The following is a 17,135-nucleotide window of genomic DNA, read 5'->3' on the forward strand; positions in this document are numbered from 1 at the left end:
CCACCGCGGCGGCCGGTCCGACCCGGGCGGCGCCGTCCTTGGCCAGCAGAGCCGCGATCAGGACCCAGAGCTGGTCCGGGATGCCGGCCGGGCGGACCGGGACCTCGTCGACGTGACGGCGCATCACGTCGGCCGGCTCGCCGGTGAACGGGGGCACCCCGACGCACATCTCGTGCAGCAGGACCCCGAGGGAGTACAGGGCGGCCGGCGGGCCCGGGATCCCGCCGGCGGCCGACTCGGGCGCAGCGTAGGCGTAGGCGCCGGCCGGCACCCAGCCGAGACCGAGCGAGGCCAGCCACCGGGTCAGCCCGGTGTCGGACACCCGCACCGCCGGACGGCTGCCGGCGTCGTTGAACAGGATGTTGGTGGCGACCAGGTCGCCGTGGATCAGGCCGGCCGAGTGCACCGCGGCCAGGGCTCGGGCCAGCTGGGCGCCGAGCCGGCAGGCCTCCGACGGTGGGAAGGTCCGCACCACCTCAAGAGCCTGGCGCAGGTTGCCGCCCTCGGCGCGCTCGGTGACGACGGCCAGCAGGCCGGTCTCGGTGGAGAGGATGTCGTAGATCGGCAGCAGGTGCGGGTTCCGCACCGAGGTCAGGATGTCGCGCTGGTCGGCGAACCCGGCCGCGGTCGCGGGGTCCCCGCTGAGCTCCGGGGTGAACACCTTGATCGCGAGGCGCCGGTCCAGGGCGTCGCGCCCGACCAGCACCGCGCCGTGGGGACCACGGCCCATGACCTCGCCGGCCAGGTAGGGCGTGCCCGGCAACCGCTCCACGCCACTACTCCTGATCCGCGCCGCGTTCTAACCCCGCAGCCGCCGAACCTACGGCGGACCGGTCAAGCATTGCACCCGGAGCAGGTGAATGTTCGGGATAAGCCGCGACGCGCCTACCCGGGGGTACCCGCGTCCGATCAGCGCACCGGGCCGTCGGTCATCCCGGATGGAGCGGACGGCACGGCCATCAGACCCAGCTCGGCATGGTTGGCGAGCAACCGGTGCGCAGGCAGCACCCGCACCGAGTAGCCGAACGGCCCGCTGTACTTCAGCTCGACACTGCCCTCGTACCGGCTCCGACCACTCTCGAAGCGTTCGGCGACGCTGAGCGAGAGGGTGCGGTGCCCGACGATCTGGTCGGACTCGTCGACCCGGCCGTAGACCAGCTGCACGTCCACGTCGGACGGCTCCAGCGAGCCGAGGGACACCAGGCAGGCGACGTTGACCTGGTCGCCGACTGACGCCGCGTCAACCCCGCCGTGCACCTCGACGTGGTCCACCCGGACAGCGCCCCAGCCGGCCCGGACCCGGGCCTTCCAGGACGCCAGCTCGCGGGCGAGGGCCAGCTTGTCCTCACCCAGCTCGCGAGAGGAGACCGCGGCCGGGGTGTAGAGCTTGTTGACGTAGTCCTGCACCATCCGCGAGGCCAGCACCTTCGGCCCGAGCGAGCCCACGGTGTGCCGCACCATCTCCAGCCAGCGGGCCGGCAGCCCGGAGTCGTCGCGCTCGTAGAACCGCGGCGCCACCGAGGTCTCGATCAGGTCGTAGAGGGCGTTGGACTCCAGTTCGTCGCGACGCTCGGGGTCGGTCACCCCGGTCGCCGACGGGATCGCCCAGCCGTTCGCGCCGTCGTACCACTCGTCCCACCACCCGTCGAGCACGGAGAGGTTGAGACAGCCGTTCAGGGCGGCCTTCATCCCCGAGGTGCCGCAGGCCTCCAGCGGTCGGAGCGGGTTGTTCAGCCACACGTCGCAGCCGGGGATCATCTCCGCGGCCAGGGCCATGTCGTAGTCGGTGAGGAACACGATCCGGTGCCGCACCGCCGGGTCGTCGGTGAATCGGACCAGCTCCTGGATCAGCCGCTTGCCACCGTCGTCGGCCGGGTGCGACTTGCCGGCGATCACCAACTGGATCGGCCGCTCGGGGTGCAGCAGGAGCGCCTTGAGCCGCTCCGGGTCCGTCATCATCAGGGTCAGGCGCTTGTAGGACGGGACGCGACGGGCGAAGCCGATGGTCAGCACGTCCGGGTCGAGAACGTTGGCCACCCAGCCGAGTTCCGCCTCGCTGACACCGCGAACCAGCCACTGCTCCCGCAGGCGCCTGCGGGTACTGGCGACCAGGCGCTCGCGCAGCAGCCGGCCGACGCCGAACAGGTCAGCGTCCGAGACGTCGTCGAGCGCACCCCAGTCCTCGGCGGTCGCGACGAACTTCGCGCCGGCCTGGCGCCGAGCCAGCTCGAGCGCCTCCGGCGCCGTCCAGGTCGGGGCGTGCACACCATTGGTGATCGAGGTGATCGGCACCTCCTCGGTGTCGAAGCCCGGCCACAGACCGCCGAACATCCCGCGGCTGACCTCGCCGTGCAGCACGGAGACGCCGTTGGCCCGCTGCGCGAGCCGTAGCCCCATCACGGCCATGTTGAACACGGCCGGGTCGCCGCCCTCGTAGGTTTCGGCCCCCAGCTCCAGGACGCGCTCGACCGGGACCGAGGCAATGGCGTTGTCGCCCCCGAAGTAGGTGGCGATCAGCTCGCGCGGGAACCGGTCGATGCCGGCCGGCACCGGGGTGTGGGTCGTGAAGACGGTGCCGGCCCGGGCCGCCTCCAGGGCGGCGTCGAACGGCAGCCCGTCGTCCTCGGCGTACTCCCGGATCCGTTCCAGGCCGAGGAAGCCGGCGTGGCCTTCGTTGGTGTGGAAGACCTCCGGGTCCGGGGTGCCGGTGAGCCGGCAGTAGGCCCGCAGGGCGCGCACGCCACCGATTCCGAGCAGCAGTTCCTGGTGCAGTCGGTGCTCGCTGCCGCCGCCGTAGAGCCGGTCGGTGATCTCGCGCTCGAACGGGCCGTTCTCCTCCACGTCGGAGTCGAGCAGCAACAGCGGCACCCGCCCGACGTTCGCCTGCCAGACCTGCGCCGCCAGGGTGCGCCCGCCGGGCAGCCCGATCCGGACGCGCAGCGGCGACCCGTCGGCCTCCCGCACCGGCTCGATCGGCAGCTCGTGCGGGTCGAGGATCGGGTAGCGCTCCTCCTGCCAGCCCTCCCGGGACAGCGACTGGATGAAGTAGCCGCGGCGGTAGAGCAGGCCGACACCGATCAACGGCACGCCGAGGTCGCTGGCCGCCTTGAGGTGGTCGCCGGCCAGGATTCCGAGGCCGCCGGAGTACTGCGGCAGCACGGCGGTGATGCCGAACTCGGGCGAGAAGTAGGCGATCGCGCGCGGCAGCGGGTGCTCGCCGGCGTTCTCGTTGCGCTGATACCAGCGCTCCTCGGTTCGGTAGGCGCGCAGGTCGGCGACCGCGGCCTCGAGCCGGGCCCGGAACTCGGCGTCCGCGGAGAGTTCGGCGAGCCGCATCGGCGAGACCGCGCCGAGCAGCTTGACCGGGTCGTGCCCGACCGCGTCCCAGGTCTCGGCATCCACCGCGGCGAAGATCGCGCGGGTGTCGGCGTGCCAGCTCCAGCGGAGGTTGGTCGCCAACTCCCCCAGCGGGAGCAGTTCGGCGGGCAGGGCAGCGCGGACGGTGAACCGTCGGATAGCTCTCACCCGGGCCAATCTAGTGGCCCTCTGTTACGCCAAAAGGAGTGAGTCGGAGCAAAGCCGGCCTGCGACGCCCCCCACTCCCTTGGCGCCTGGTTGCGATCGATCTGGCCGGGTACGTTCAAATTCGTGACTGCGCGCATACCGATCTCGGACGTCCACCCGGTGGTGGACTGCACCGCGCGTCCGGCCAAGGCGGTCGCGGGTGAGTCCTTCGACGTCGAGGCCACGGTGTTCCGGGAGGGACACGACGCGGTCAACGCGAACGTGGTGCTGCGCGACCCTCGCGGCAAGGCCGCTGACTTCACCCCGATGCGCCAACTGGCTCCCGGCACTGACCGGTGGGCGGCCACCATCACCCCGACCCGGCCCGGCAAGTGGACCTTCTCGGTCGAGGCCTGGAGCGACCCCTACGGCACCTGGCGGCACGACGCGCCGATCAAGGTCAAGGCCGGCGTCGATGTCGAACTCATGCTGGAGGAGGGCGCGCTCCTGATGGAGCGCGCGATCGAGGGGGTGCCCGACGTGGCCGGAGTGAAGCTGCTGCGCGGCACCGCCGCCGACCTGCGCGACGAGCGCTACCCGGCCCAGGTCCGACTCGCCGCCGGCCTCGCCCCGAACGTGATCCGCCTGCTCGGCCAGTACCCGCTGCGGGACATGGTCACCTCGAGCCGCAAGTTCCCGCTGACGGTCGACCGGCCCGAGGCGCTGTTCAGCGCCTGGTACGAGTTCTTTCCCCGCAGCGAGGGCGCAACTCTCGACCCGCTGCGCTCGGGGACGTTCGCCGAGTCGGCCAAGCGGCTACCGGCAATCGCGGCGATGGGCTTCGACGTCGTCTACCTGCCGCCGATCCACCCGGTCGGCCGCGCGTACCGCAAGGGCCCGAACAACTCGCTGACCCCCGGCCCCGACGACCCCGGCTCGCCGTGGGCGATCGGCGCCGACGAGGGCGGCCACGACGCCGTGCATCCCGACCTCGGGACCATCGCGGACTTCGACCGCTTCGTCGACGCCGCGCGGGCCAACGGCCTGGAGGTGGCGCTCGACTTCGCGCTCCAGGCCTCTCCCGACCACCCGTGGGTCAAGACGCACCCGGACTGGTTCACCACCCGCGCGGACGGCACGATCGCCTTCGCGGAGAACCCGCCGAAGAAGTACCAGGACATCTACCCGATCAACTTCGACAACGACTTCGACGGTCTCTACGCCGAGTGCCTGCGGGTGCTGCGCCACTGGATGGAGCACGGGGTCCGCATCTTCCGGGTGGACAACCCCCACACCAAGCCGGTGATGTTCTGGGAGCAACTGTTCGCCGATATCCGCCGCACCGACCCGGACGTGCTGTTTTTGGCCGAGGCGTTCACCCGGCCGGCGATGATGCACGAACTGGCCAAGGCGGGCTTCCACCAGTCGTACACCTACTTCACCTGGCGGACCACCAAGGACGAGCTGCAGGCCTACGCCGAGGAGCTCTCCCAGGAGACCGCCCACTTCCTGCGGCCGAACTTCTTCGTCAACACCCCGGACATCCTGCATGCGTTCCTGCAGTACGGCGGTCCGCCGGCCTTCAAGATCCGCGCCGTCCTCGCGGCCACCCTCGCCCCGGCCTGGGGCGTGTATTCCGGGTTCGAATTGTTCGAGTCGGTCGCGGTGCGCCCGGGTAGCGAGGAGTACATGGACTCCGAGAAGTACCAGTACCGCCCGCGTGACTGGGAGGCCGCCGAGGCCGAGGGCCGCAGCCTGGCCGGCTACCTCACCACGCTGAACCGAGCCCGGAAGTCCCACCCCGCGCTGCAGCAGCTGCGCAACCTGAGCTTCCACGAGACCGACGACGAGAACATCCTCGCGTACTCCAAGACCACCAGCGGTCCTGACGGTGGGTCAGACACCGTCCTCGCCGTGGTCAACCTCGACCCGCGCGCCGTGCGCGAGACCATGCTGCACCTGGACCTGGACGCGGTCGGGCTGGCCGCCGGCGAACAGTGCCTGGTCACCGACGAGTTCACCGGGGAGACCTGGACCTGGGGCGCGGACAACTACGTCCGTCTCGACCCGTTCCGTGAACCGGCGCACCTGCTCACGCTGCGGCGCACGGGAATGTCCCGAGCATGAACGACCACGACACCGGTGTCATCCGCATCGACTCCTTCCAGGACACCCCGGAGAACCCGGGCGACCCGGAGTGGTTCAAGCGCGCCGTCTTCTACGAGGTTCTCGTCCGGTCGTTCAACGACGGCAACGGCGATGGCGTCGGCGATCTCAAGGGCCTGAGCGAGAAGCTCGACTACCTGCAGTGGCTCGGCGTCGATTGCCTCTGGCTGCCGCCGTTCTTCGCCTCGCCGCTGCGTGACGGCGGCTACGACGTCTCCAGCTACACCGAGGTGCTGCCCGAGTTCGGGACGCTGGGTGACTTCGTCGAGTTCGTCGAGGAGGCCCACGAGCGCGGCATCCGGGTGATCATCGACTTCGTCATGAACCACACCTCGGATCAGCACCCCTGGTTCCAGGCCTCCCGCACCGATCCGACCGGTCCGTACGGCGATTTCTACGTCTGGGCCGACGACGACAAGGGCTACGCCGACGCCCGGATCATCTTCGTCGACACCGAGACCTCCAACTGGACCTACGACCCGGTCCGCAAGCAGTACTTCTGGCACCGGTTCTTCTCCCACCAGCCCGACCTGAACTTCGAGAACCCCGACGTCCAGACCGCGATCATGGAGGCGCTGCGGTTCTGGCTGGACCTCGGGATCGACGGCTTCCGGCTCGACGCCGTGCCCTACCTGTTCGAGGAGGAGGGCACCAACTGCGAGAACCTCGACCGCACCCACCAGTTCCTCAAGACGGTCCGGGCCGATGTCGACCGGCTCTACCCGGACCGGGTGCTGCTGTGCGAGGCGAACCAGTGGCCGGAGGACGTCGTCGCCTACCTCGGCGACGGCGACGAATGCCAGATGGCGTTCCACTTCCCGGTGATGCCGCGGCTGTTCATGGCGGTGCGGCGCGAGAGCCGCTACCCGATTTCGGAGATCATGGCGCAGACGCCGAAGATCCCCGACAACTGCCAGTGGGGCATCTTCCTGCGCAACCATGACGAGCTCACGCTTGAGATGGTCACCGACGAAGAGCGCGACTACATGTACTCCGAGTACGCCAAGGACCCGCGGATGAAGGCGAACATCGGCATCCGCCGGCGGCTCGCCCCCCTGCTGGACAACGACCGGCGACGCCTTGAGCTCTTCACCGCCCTGCTGCTCTCGCTGCCCGGCTCCCCCGTCCTGTACTACGGCGACGAGATCGGGATGGGCGACAACATCTGGCTCGGCGACCGTGACGGCGTGCGCACCCCGATGCAGTGGGACCCGGACCGCAACGCCGGCTTCTCCACCGCGACGCCCGGCCGGCTGACGCTACCGGTGATCATGGACCCGGTCTACGGCTACCAGGTCACCAACGTCGAGGCGCAGATGGCGGCGCCGGGCTCACAGCTGCACTATACCCGCCGCATGATCGAGGTCCGCAAGGCCAACCCGGCGTTCGGGCTCGGCTCCTTCACCGACCTCGGCGGGTCCAACCCCAGCGTGTTGTCCTTCCTGCGCGAGTACGCCCCGATCCCCGGCGACCCGCACAGCGCGGACATCGTGCTGTGTGTGAACAACCTCTCGCGGTTCGCGCAACCGGTGGAGCTCGACCTACGCCGGTTCGAGGAATACCGGCCGGTCGAGCTGCTGGGCGGGGTCGCATTCCCGTTGATCGGCGAGCTGCCCTATCTGCTCACGGCGCCGCCGCACGGCAGTTATTGGTTCCGCCTCGATCCACCCGGGTAGGCCGACCTCATGGAAATGCGCGAAGAACTGACCCACTGGTTGGCCGGCCGGCGCTGGTTCGCCGGCAAAGGGCGGGAGATTTCCCGCCTGGACGCGACCGGTATCGGTCTGCTCGGCGAGACCCCGCCGGTCGAATTGATCGCGGTCAACGTCACCTACGCCGACGGGGAGCACGAGACCTACAACGTCCCCGTCTCCTATCGCGACGAACCCGACCCCGCTCTCGCGCACGCGTTGATCGGGCACTGGAGCCGCGAGGGCGGCACCCCGCGGTACGGCTACGACGCGCTGGAGGACAAGGACGCCACTAACGCCTGGCTGACCGGAATGGCCTCCGGCCGCTACGCGAACGGCCTGTCGTTCCAGCGCGAGGCCGCCGCCACCGGGCTGCCCACGCACGAGCCGTCGCGGGTGCTCGGCGGCGAGCAGTCCAACACCTCCCTCGTGTTCGGCGACGCCGTGATCCTCAAGGTGTTCCGGCGACTGGCCGCCGGCACGAATCCCGACGTGGAACTGCTGCACGCCCTGGCCCAGGCGGGCAACACTGCCGTCCCCGCCCTGCTCGGGTGGGTGGACGGCAGCTGGCCCGGCCCGGACGAATCGGAGAGCACCGGCACGGTCGCGATCGCCACCGAGTTCTTCCCCTCCGCCACCGACGGGTGGGACCTGGCTCTGGCCAGCGTCCGCGCGCTCTACGCCGAGGACGACCCGGACCCGGCCGCTTCCGGCGGCGACTTCGCCGGCGAGGCCTTCCGACTCGGCCAGGCCACCGCCTCGGTCCACGCGGACCTGGCCCGGGTGCTCGGCAGCGTCAGCTGGTCCGGTCCGGACATCAAAACCTTGGCGCAGACGTTGCAGACCCGACTGGAGGCGGCGGTCAGGGCTGCGCCCCAGCTGGCCCCTTTCGCCGACGAGATCAGCGCCCGCTATGCCGAACTGATGAACCATCAACCGACCCTGACCGCGCAACGCATTCACGGTGATCTGCACCTGGGGCAGGCGCTGCGCACCGACAGCGGCTGGCGCATCCTCGACTTCGAGGGTGAACCGGCCCGGCCGGTGGCCGAACGCAGTGCCCCGCAGACTCCGCTCAAGGACGTGGCCGGGATGTTGCGCTCCTTCGACTACGCCGCCCGTCAGTTGTTCTCCGGTGCCGACCCGGCGGCTGCCACGGCCCGGCCCGGCGCGGAGGAACGCGCGGCGGCCTGGGCGGCGCGTAACCAGCGCGCGTACCGTGCGGGCTACGCCGACGTCGCGGGCGCTGACGCCCTGACCGATCCCATCCCGCTCACGGCACTGGTCCTCGACAAGGCGGCCTACGAAGTGGTCTACGAGACGCGCAACCGACCGGGCTGGATCGACGTGCCGCTGGGCGCGATCCGAAGGCTGCTGGAGAATCCAGTGCTCGGCGACGTGCTCGCGGGAGGCCGCTCATGAGCCCCGTCAGTCCCGTTCAGGAGGCCGGCCTGTCCCCCATCCCGGTCTCGCTCGACGTCCTGCGCAGCCTGGTCGCCGGCGAACACCACGACCCGCACTCCGTACTCGGGGCGCACCCGGCCGGGAACACGGTGACGGTCCGGACCCTGCGCCCGTTGGCCGAGCGGGTCACCGCGCTGGTCGGGTCCGGAGCCGACGCCCAGCGTCACGAGCTGACCCACGAGCACGAGGGCGTGTTCGTCGGCGTGCTGCCCGGCCCGCACGCACCGGACTACCGGCTGGAGGTCGTGCACGAGGGCAATGTCACCGTCCTCGACGACCCCTACCGCTACCTGCCGACGCTCGGCGAGGTGGACCTGCACTTGATCCGCGAGGGCCGGCACGAGCAGTTGTGGCAGGTGCTCGGGGCGAAGGTCCGCCGTTACGACGGGCCGAACGGCACGGTGGCCGGAACTTCGTTCGCGGTGTGGGCACCGAACGCCCGCGGCGTCCGTCTGGTCGGCGACTTCAACTTCTGGGACGGCCGTGGCTTCCCGCTGCGGTCGCTCGGTTCGTCCGGGGTGTGGGAACTGTTCGTCCCCGATATCGGCGCGGGCACGCACTACAAGTACGAGGTCCTGGGCCGCGACGGCATCTGGCGGCAGAAGGCGGACCCACTCGCGACCTACGCGGAGATCGCGCCGGCGACAGCATCGCTGGTCTATGAGTCGGCCTACACGTGGGGCGACGAGCAGTGGATGACCGCGCGCACCGCGGTGGACCCCTCAACGCGGCCGATGAGCGTCTACGAGGTGCACCTGGGTTCGTGGCGTCCCGGTCTGAGCTACGGCGAACTTGCGGAGCAACTGGTCTCCTACGTCCAGGAGTCCGGGTTCACCCACGTCGAGTTCCTCCCGGTGGCCGAGCACCCCTTCGGTGGGTCCTGGGGTTACCAGGTCTCCTCCTACTTCGCCCCGACTTCGCGCTTCGGCTCCCCCGACGACTTCCGCGCTCTGGTCGACCGGCTGCACCAGGCCGGCATCGGCGTGATCATCGACTGGGTGCCCGCGCACTTCCCCAAGGATGAATGGGCACTGGCCCGTTTCGATGGGACCCCGCTCTACGAGCACAGCGACCCACAGCGCGGAGAGCACCCCGAGTGGGGAACGCTCATCTTCGACTTCGGCCGCTCCGAGGTGCGCAACTTCCTGGTCTCCAACGCCTGCTACTGGCTGGAAGAGTTCCACGTCGACGGTCTGCGGGTGGACGCGGTCGCCTCGATGCTCTACCTGGACTACTCCCGCAACGCGGGCGAGTGGACCCCGAACCAGTACGGCGGCCGGGAGAACCTGGACGCCGTGCAGTTCCTGCAGGAGATGAACGCCACCGTCTACCGCCGGGCCCCCGGCGCCTTCACCGTCGCGGAGGAGTCGACCGCCTGGCCGGGTGTCACCCGCGCCACGCACCTCGGCGGGCTCGGCTTCGGGTTCAAGTGGAACATGGGCTGGATGCACGACTCGCTGGGCTACATGGCCAACGATCCCGTGCACCGGCAGTTCCACCATCACCAGATGACGTTCTCGATGATGTACGCCTACTCCGAGAACTATCTGCTGCCGATCTCGCACGACGAGGTCGTGCACGGCAAGGGCTCGCTGCTGGGCAAGATGCCCGGGGACCGCTGGCAGAAGCTGGCGAACCTGCGCGCCTACCTGGCCTACATGTGGGCCCACCCCGGCAAGCAACTGCTGTTCATGGGCTCGGAGTTCGGCCAGGAGGCCGAGTGGTCGGAGGCCCGCGGGCTGGACTGGTGGCTGCTTGAGCATCCGGAGCACGCCGGTCTGCAGCGCCTCGTCGGCGATCTGAACCGGGTCTACGTCGCCTCGGCCGAGTTGTGGCAGAACGACCACCAGCCCAGCGGCTTTTCCTGGATCGACGCCAACGACTCCGGCAACAACGTCTTCTCCTTCCTCCGCTTCGCGGCGGACGGGACGGCGCTGGCCTGCGTGTCGAACTTCGCCGACATGGTGCTCAGCGACTACCACGTCGGCCTGCCCTACGCCGGCCGCTGGACCGAGGTGCTCAACACCGACGCCGACGTCTACAGCGGTAGCGGCGTGGGCAACATGGGCGGCGTCGACGCGCTCGAGCAACCGCACCACGGCCTACCGGCGTCGGTGACGCTCACGCTGCCGCCGCTGGCGACGGTGTGGCTACGCCACTCGCCGGGCTGATCAGTAGCGTCCGCCTCCGCGGTCGCAAGAACCATGAGGCGTGTCACGCCTTATGGTTCGTGCGACCGCGGAGTCGGGCATCAGGGCTAGAAAAGGGCGCTGGCGAGGGCGCGGCGGGCGGTAGCGACCCGCGGGTCGTCGGCGCCGAGCACCGCGAACAGGCTCAGCAGATGTTCGCGCAGGGCGTCGCGCTCGTCGCCCCCGGTCATCCGGATCGCCTGCACCAGCCGGTCGAAGGCGGCCTCGGGGGCGCCGGAGGCGATCTCGACGTCGGCCGCGAGGGTTTGCGCCGCCACGTCGGTCGGGGCGCCGTCGGCGCTCTTCACCACCGTGTCCGGATCGACTCCGCCGATGCGGCGCAGCAGGCCCACCCGGGCCAGTCCCTCGGCTGCGTCGATGTCGTTGGGTCGCGTGGCCAGCGCCGCGGAGTAGGCGGCTTCGGCGCCGTCGAGGTCGCCTTCGACCATCAGGTCGTAGGCCTCGGCGTGCGGCGCGTCCGGCTCTTCCGTCTCAGTCGCCGGGAAGGGAGCGTCACCGCGGGGCGCTGCGCGGCCGGTGACGCCCTGCATCGCCGAGACCCGGAGCAGCTCGTCGAGGAACTGGCGGACCTGCGCCTCGGGGACCGCGCCCTGGAACAGCGGTACCGGCTGCTGGCCGACGACCGCGAGCACGGTCGGCAGGCTCTGGATGCCGATCTCCTGGGAGAGGCGCGGGTTGGCGTCGGTGTCGACGGTGGCCAGGATGAACCGGCCCTCGTACTCCAGCGCCAGCTTTTCCAGGATCGGCCCGAGCTGCTTGCAGGGCTGGCACCAGCCCGCCCAGAAGTCGATGACCACCGGCACGGTCATCGAGGCCGTCATGACCTCGGAGCCGAAGTTCTCCTCGTTGACCTCGACCAGCCAGGGGTTGGCGCCGTGAGCGGGGGCCGGGACTGCGCCCGCGTGCTCCGGTGTCACTCCCAGCGCGGAGCCGACCGGCATCGCGCCGGCGGCCGAACCGGCCGGCTGCGGTGGCCGGGTGGCACGGGCCTTCAGGCCGGACAGGTCGACCGCGCCGGACGGGATACGAGGGGAAGGGGGCTGCGCCATGGCTTCATCCTGCCTGACGGGCGGGTTCCTGCTGCGTCCGCAGCCAGCGTTCGACGAAGAACGGCGCGATCGGCAGCACGGCGGCCACGATCAACCGGGCGGTCACCGCGTTCGGCCAGGACATCCGCCGGCGCAGGTCCAGCACCCCCAGCACGTAGGTGACGAACAGGATCCCGTGCACCGGGCCCATCACCGCCACCCCGAGCTCCCAGTCGTTGGTGCGCTTGAGCACCGAGCACAGGAGCAGGACCAGGAAGCTGATCGCCTCCACCACGGAGATCACCCGCAGTCGGCCGATTCGCGTCGCGAGCATTCCGTCGGCCATGCAGCCGCCCCCTTCCGGTCCGCAGGCGCGGCCCGCGGTCATCCTCCCCCATTTCGGAACGTCGGCCGGGAGTCTCCCGGGCGTCAGTGGCCGGCCTGGTGCGGGGCCACGTAGGACTTGGCGTCGGGCGAGGCCGACAACTTGTCCAGCTGGCGCATGCCGCCCTTCTGCGTGGCGTCGACCTGGGCGACGTAGCTCTCCCGGGCCGGCGGGAATCCAGGCTTCGAGTAGTCCAGCTTCGGCGACAGGCCCTGGGTGTCGACCTTGGTGCTCCGCGTGAGCGCCGCCTGGATCCCCGCGCGCGTCAGGTCCTTGGCCGCGCAGGCGTTCTCCAGGACGCCGGCCATCAGTTCGCCCATCTCGTAGCCGAGCTGGACCGCGAGGTTGGGAACGAACTCGTACCCGCCGGCTTCGTAGGCCGCGCTGACCGCCCTGGCCTTGGGGACGGTCGAGGAGAACGGCGCGATGCTGCCGACCAGGTACATCTTCGACAACGCGTCGGCCGCGGGGGTGGCCAGCAACTGCGGGACGAAGGAGGGGAAGTTGCCGATCATCGGCACCTTCAGGCCGAGGGCCTTGGCCGCGGTGGCGATCGAGGTGGTCTGGGTCGGGCTGGTGCTCAGCGCGAGCGCGTCCACCTTCACTCCGCGCAGGTTGGTCACCACGGCGGTCATGTCGGTGTCGGTGGGCAGCACCTTGACCGGCTTGAGCTTGATGCCGTGCTGCTTGGCGAAGTACTGCGAGCCGGCCAGGCCGTTCAGCCCGAGCTCACCTTCGAGGTAGACGTGCCCCACGGTGTCACCGGCGTTGATGATCTTCTGCTTCAGCAGGTAGGCCAGCCCGTTGATCATGTCGATGTCGTAGCTGGTGCTGGGCAGGAGCAGGTACGGGTTGTCCAGCAGAATCGAGGAAAAGGACCCGACCACGGCCGTGGACTGGGCGTCCTTGAGGTCCTGCCGCAGGGCCGCGACCACCGGGGAGCCGAGCAGGTCGAGAAATGCGGCGACCTTGGCCTCCTGCTCCGGGAAGATCAACTTCGCGGTGTCGGCCTTGTAGCCGTGGTCCCGGATGTCCAACTTCACCTGGCGCCCACAGATGCCGCCGGCGGCGTTCACCTCGTCCAGCCAGATCTGGTGTCCGGCGTTGGCGGTATTGCCGAAGTCCTTGAACACCCCGGACAGGTCGGTCAGCACCCCCAGGGTGATCGTGCTGTCCGTGACACCAGGGCCGGTCTTCACCCCGTCGGCGGCGCTCAGCGCGGCAGTGGCAGTCGACTCGTCATCGGACCCGCAGGCGGCGAGCGCCAGAACGGCGACCAGCGCGGCTGCGGTGAGAGAAGCGGTGCGGCGCATGGGAAGTCCTCCCTGAAGAGCGCCTCTGGGAGTGGTGTGACGCTCACTCAGAAACCTAGACCTGGGCGCAAGAGGGGGCCGGCGCAGCGCAGCGACCCGCAGTACGGGGCCGTACCCCGTTCGCGACGAACGGGTCATGGTTACGGCCAGTCGCCTTCCACCGTTCAGCCGGCCCGGTCAGGATGGGGCCATGGCACGCCCCCGGTCCTCGCAGGCAGCACTCCTCGTCACGTTGGCGGTGCTGCTGGTCACTGGCTGTGGCGGGCAGCCCACCGTGACCCCGGCCGGGTCGGCGGGCCTGGAGGTCCCCTACGACGACTCCGCGGCACCGGGGGCAAAGCCGAGCGCGGGCCCGTCGGCGGCGCCCTCCGGGGCCAGCCCGCCGCCGGTGATCCCGCTGCCCAGCAGCACCTTCGCCCCGCCCAAGCCGGTCAAGCCGGGCAAGGGCGGCAGCACTCCCAAGCCGGGCGTACCGGTCCCGGTCGCCGACGGCGGCCTGGTCCTGCCCGCGCTCGGCGACTACAGCTACGCGATGACCGGGACCTCCAGCCTGGGCAAGCCGCCGGCCGTGATGAAGCTCCAGGTGGCCAAGGCCGGCGGCGAGGAGGAGCAGATCTGGACGCTCGACGCCCGCCGCGACGACGGCTCCGGGATCATCGAGGAGCTCACCCTGGTGCGGCGGGACGACGGGGTGTACCTCTCGGCGTACCGCCTCGATGCCTCCACCGGCATCGCCGCGGTCGTTCTCGAGTTCGCCCCGCCGGCCCCGGTCCTGCTCGAACCCGATGCCGCCAAGGTCGGCCAGCCCTGGAGCTTCGACCTGGAGTCCACGGACGGCTGCTCGACGGCGCATACCGAGGGCACGCTGGTCTCGGAGGCCAAGCCCGGCAGCGGATCGGCTTCCCTTCGCCACGTCCGGTTCACCCAGAACCTGAAGACGATCGGGCCGCCCACCTGCCCGGCGGTTACCGCCAAACGGGTGCAGGACACCTACCACGGTGCCGGCGTCGCCCTGCCCACCCGGATCGACTCGGATCTCAATGGCACCCTCGGCGCGGTCCCGGTGAAGGCGAACACCCAGGCGACCCTGACCTCACCGACGCCCAAGGCGATGGCCCGCAAGCCGGATACGGACTGACCGGATCATGTGTCCTTCGGGCCGACACTCCGTCCGTGTCGCCACGGATGACCGCGACCCCTCGCGTTCACTAGGTTTCCCGACATGTGGCTGATCACGCTTCGGGACCTGCAATGGCGCAGGCGGCGATTTGCGTTCGGCGTGATCGGCACTGCGCTCGTCTTCTCCGTCACCCTGCTGCTGGCCGGGCTCAGTTCGGCACTCAACGGAGAGGCCGACCGCAACGTCCAGGCTGTCGGCGCCGACGCATGGATCGTGCGGGCCGGGGTGAGCGGACCGTTCAGCGCCCTGTCCGCGATGCCGGACACGGTGGTCGCCCAGGTCGCCAAGGCGCCGGGAGTTACCCAGGCGGACCCGTTCGTGATGGCCTTCGCGACCACCGGCGGGGACCGCGAGGTCGACGTCACCGTGGTCGGCTACCGCCCGGGCGGACTCGGGCCGCCGGTGCCGGTCGCCGGCCGCCAGCCCAGCCAGCCCAACGAGGCAATGGTCGACAAGGCCACCGGCTACGACGTCGGCGACAAGTTCACCCTCAACGGGTTGGACCTGACCGTCGTCGGCCAGGTCGAGCACATGACGCTGCGCGGCGGCGTCGGCACCGTCTATATGAATATTCGCGACGCCCAGTCCGCCCTGTTCAAGGGCAACCGGATCGTCACCTCGATCGTGACCAAGGGCGTCCCCACCGACGCCGGGGCGCTCGGGCTGCGTGCCGTCAGTTCGGACTATGCCCGCGCCGACATCCTGGGCCTGTTCAGCAAGGCGTTGGACGCCATCGACGTCCTGCGGCTGCTGCTCTGGCTGGTCGCGATCGCGGTGGTGGGCACGACCATCCACCTCTCGTTGCTCGAGCGGGTGCAGGACCTCGCGGTGATGAAGGCGATCGGGGTGGCCTCGAAGACCTTGGTCGCCAGCCTGGCCATCCAGGCGATGATGCTGTCGCTCGCGGCCGCCGGCTTGGCCGTGATCATCAGTTACGTGATCGCCCCGGCCTTCCCGATGCCGATCTATCTCTCCGCCGGATCCTCCTTGGCGCTGATCGCGATTGCCGCCGCGGTGGGCATGCTGTCCAGCCTGGCCGCGCTGCGTCGCGCGGTCGGAGTCGATCCGGCCGTGGCGTTCGGGGCCTGAGATGGACCGCCTGGAGATCAAGGACCTCGTCGTCGAGTTCCCGAGCGGCGACTACCTGGTCCGCCCGTTGGATCACTTCAACGCCGAGGCGCTCTCGGGCGAACTCGTCCTGCTGCTCGGGCCGAGCGGGTGCGGCAAGACCACCTTGCTGTCCTGCCTGTCGGGCATCCTGACCCCGACCTCGGGCGAGATCCTGCTCGACGGCATGTCGGTCACCGGGCTGGGCCCGAAGGAACTCACCGAGTACCGGCGGCGCTCGGTCGGGCTGGTCTTCCAGGGCTTCAAGCTGGTTCCGAGCCTGACCGCGCGGGAGAACGTCGAGGCGCCGCTGCGGATGGCCGGCGTGCCGGGCAAGGCGGCCCGGGCGCGCGCGGAGGAACTGCTCACCCGCTTCGGACTCGGCGAGCGGATGAACCACCGCCCCGGCATGATGTCCGGCGGCCAGCAGCAGCGCGCCGCGATCGCCCGGTCCCTGGCCCACGACCCGCCGATGATCATCGCGGACGAGCCGACCGCCTCCCTGGACTACGTGCAGGTCGAGACGGTGATCCGGACCCTGCGCGACCTGGCCTCGCCGGGACGCGCGGTCATCGTCTCCACCCACGACCACCGACTGGTGCCGTTGGCCGACCGCGTGATCAAGATGGGACCGCAGTCCCTCGGCGGCGCGAAGCCGGGACCAGTCGAGCTGACGGCGGGTCAGAACCTGTTCGAGCAGGGCGACCTCGGCGAGCTCGTCTACGTCGTCGCCCAGGGCGAGATCGATCTGTTCCGCCGGCTCGCCGAGGGCGCTGAGGCGCACATCCACACCTGTCGCCGGGGCGAGTACTTCGGCGAGCTCGCTCCCCTGCTCGGCTTCCCGCGCTCGTCCACCGCCCGCGCCAAGACCGACGCCGTCGTGAACGGCATCACGGTGCAGGAGTTCCGGGAGAAGGCCGGAACCGATGGCGTGCGCCAGGCGATGAGCTCGCCGCTGCCCCGCTAGTGGTCCGTCTGCGAATTGATCTGGTTGAGGACCTCACGCCCGCGACGGACCTTGGCGATGATCTCCTCCGCGGTCGCCTTCCAGATGAAGGGCTTCGGGTCGGTGTTCCAGTGCTCGGCC

General features: G+C 70.1%; 12 protein-coding genes. 7 read left to right on the forward strand and 5 right to left on the reverse strand.

Annotated features, from left to right (window positions below; all coding sequences use genetic code 11):
* Positions 1-772: serine/threonine-protein kinase (locus H0X00_RS10930; protein WP_293769901.1), on the reverse strand; the 772-nt coding region annotated here is incomplete at its 3' end.
* Between the two features lie 137 nt (positions 773-909).
* Positions 910-3,525, reverse strand: coding sequence for an alpha-glucan family phosphorylase (gene glgP, locus H0X00_RS10935; protein WP_293769903.1), 2,616 nt, complete (start codon positions 3,523-3,525; stop codon positions 910-912).
* A 123-nt stretch (positions 3,526-3,648) separates the two neighbouring features.
* Between glgP and H0X00_RS10940 the strand changes: the two genes are divergently transcribed.
* Genes H0X00_RS10940 through glgB form a run of 4 tightly spaced genes read left to right on the forward strand, consistent with a single transcriptional unit; the run spans position 3,649 to position 10,996 of the window.
* Positions 3,649-5,631: an alpha-1,4-glucan--maltose-1-phosphate maltosyltransferase gene (locus tag H0X00_RS10940; RefSeq protein WP_293769904.1), complete on the forward strand. Its 1,983-nt coding sequence runs from the start codon at positions 3,649-3,651 to the stop codon at positions 5,629-5,631.
* On the forward strand, positions 5,628-7,346 hold the full coding sequence (gene treS / locus H0X00_RS10945; RefSeq protein WP_293769905.1) for a maltose alpha-D-glucosyltransferase: 1,719 nt from the start codon (positions 5,628-5,630) through the stop codon (positions 7,344-7,346). The genes H0X00_RS10940 and treS overlap by 4 nt, the downstream gene beginning before the upstream one ends.
* A gap of 9 nt (positions 7,347-7,355) precedes the next feature.
* Positions 7,356-8,783: a phosphotransferase gene (locus H0X00_RS10950; protein WP_293769907.1), complete on the forward strand. Its 1,428-nt coding sequence runs from the start codon at positions 7,356-7,358 to the stop codon at positions 8,781-8,783.
* On the forward strand, positions 8,780-10,996 hold the full coding sequence (glgB, locus tag H0X00_RS10955; RefSeq protein ID WP_293769908.1) for a 1,4-alpha-glucan branching protein GlgB: 2,217 nt from the start codon (positions 8,780-8,782) through the stop codon (positions 10,994-10,996). The genes H0X00_RS10950 and glgB overlap by 4 nt, the downstream gene beginning before the upstream one ends.
* Before the next feature lie 86 nt (positions 10,997-11,082).
* On the opposite strand, the gene H0X00_RS10960 is transcribed toward glgB, so the two are convergent.
* The 3 genes from H0X00_RS10960 to H0X00_RS10970 all read right to left on the reverse strand — a co-directional run bounded on the left by H0X00_RS10960 (position 11,083) and on the right by H0X00_RS10970 (position 13,761).
* Complete coding sequence (locus tag H0X00_RS10960) at positions 11,083-12,084, reverse strand: tetratricopeptide repeat protein (RefSeq protein WP_293769909.1); 1,002 nt, start codon at positions 12,082-12,084, stop codon at positions 11,083-11,085.
* A 4-nt stretch (positions 12,085-12,088) separates the two neighbouring features.
* A complete protein-coding gene (locus H0X00_RS10965) occupies positions 12,089-12,409 on the reverse strand; it encodes a DUF3817 domain-containing protein (protein ID WP_293769911.1) in 321 nt (106 codons plus the stop codon).
* Positions 12,410-12,492: 83 nt separating this feature from the next.
* Positions 12,493-13,761 carry an ABC transporter substrate-binding protein gene (locus tag H0X00_RS10970; RefSeq protein ID WP_293769912.1) on the reverse strand — a complete coding sequence of 423 codons (1,269 nt, stop codon included), beginning with the start codon at positions 13,759-13,761 and terminating at the stop codon, positions 12,493-12,495.
* 190 nt (positions 13,762-13,951) lie between these two features.
* Here H0X00_RS10970 and H0X00_RS10975 point away from each other — a divergent pair, with 190 nt between their 5' ends.
* The 3 genes from H0X00_RS10975 to H0X00_RS10985 all read left to right on the forward strand — a co-directional run bounded on the left by H0X00_RS10975 (position 13,952) and on the right by H0X00_RS10985 (position 17,015).
* Positions 13,952-14,899, forward strand: coding sequence for a hypothetical protein (locus H0X00_RS10975; RefSeq protein ID WP_293769913.1), 948 nt, complete (start codon positions 13,952-13,954; stop codon positions 14,897-14,899).
* A gap of 84 nt (positions 14,900-14,983) precedes the next feature.
* The gene (locus H0X00_RS10980) at positions 14,984-16,030 is read left to right on the forward strand and encodes an FtsX-like permease family protein (RefSeq protein WP_293769914.1); all 1,047 of its coding nucleotides are present in this window, start codon (positions 14,984-14,986) and stop codon (positions 16,028-16,030) included.
* 1 nt (position 16,031) lies between these two features.
* The gene (locus H0X00_RS10985) at positions 16,032-17,015 is read left to right on the forward strand and encodes an ATP-binding cassette domain-containing protein (protein ID WP_293769916.1); all 984 of its coding nucleotides are present in this window, start codon (positions 16,032-16,034) and stop codon (positions 17,013-17,015) included.
* Positions 17,016-17,135: the final 120 nt, after the last annotated feature.

Origin of the sequence: Sporichthya sp. (assembly GCF_013815995.1) — a bacterium.
In the GTDB taxonomy this organism is placed as follows: Bacteria; Actinomycetota; Actinomycetes; order Sporichthyales; family Sporichthyaceae; genus Sporichthya.

Bases quoted from the DNA above. Each gene is read 5' to 3' on its own strand.
- H0X00_RS10965 (WP_293769911.1), bottom strand. From the start codon at position 12,409: ATGGCCGACGGAATGCTCGCGACGCGAATCGGCCGACTGCGGGTGATC.
- H0X00_RS10960 (WP_293769909.1), bottom strand. From the start codon at position 12,084: ATGGCGCAGCCCCCTTCCCCTCGTATCCCGTCCGGCGCGGTCGACCTG.
- H0X00_RS10970 (WP_293769912.1), bottom strand. From the start codon at position 13,761: ATGCGCCGCACCGCTTCTCTCACCGCAGCCGCGCTGGTCGCCGTTCTG.
- H0X00_RS10980 (WP_293769914.1), top strand. From the start codon at position 14,984: ATGTGGCTGATCACGCTTCGGGACCTGCAATGGCGCAGGCGGCGATTT.
- H0X00_RS10950 (WP_293769907.1), top strand. From the start codon at position 7,356: ATGGAAATGCGCGAAGAACTGACCCACTGGTTGGCCGGCCGGCGCTGG.
- glgB (WP_293769908.1), top strand. From the start codon at position 8,780: ATGAGCCCCGTCAGTCCCGTTCAGGAGGCCGGCCTGTCCCCCATCCCG.
- H0X00_RS10985 (WP_293769916.1), top strand. From the start codon at position 16,032: ATGGACCGCCTGGAGATCAAGGACCTCGTCGTCGAGTTCCCGAGCGGC.
- treS (WP_293769905.1), top strand. From the start codon at position 5,628: ATGAACGACCACGACACCGGTGTCATCCGCATCGACTCCTTCCAGGAC.
- H0X00_RS10975 (WP_293769913.1), top strand. From the start codon at position 13,952: ATGGCACGCCCCCGGTCCTCGCAGGCAGCACTCCTCGTCACGTTGGCG.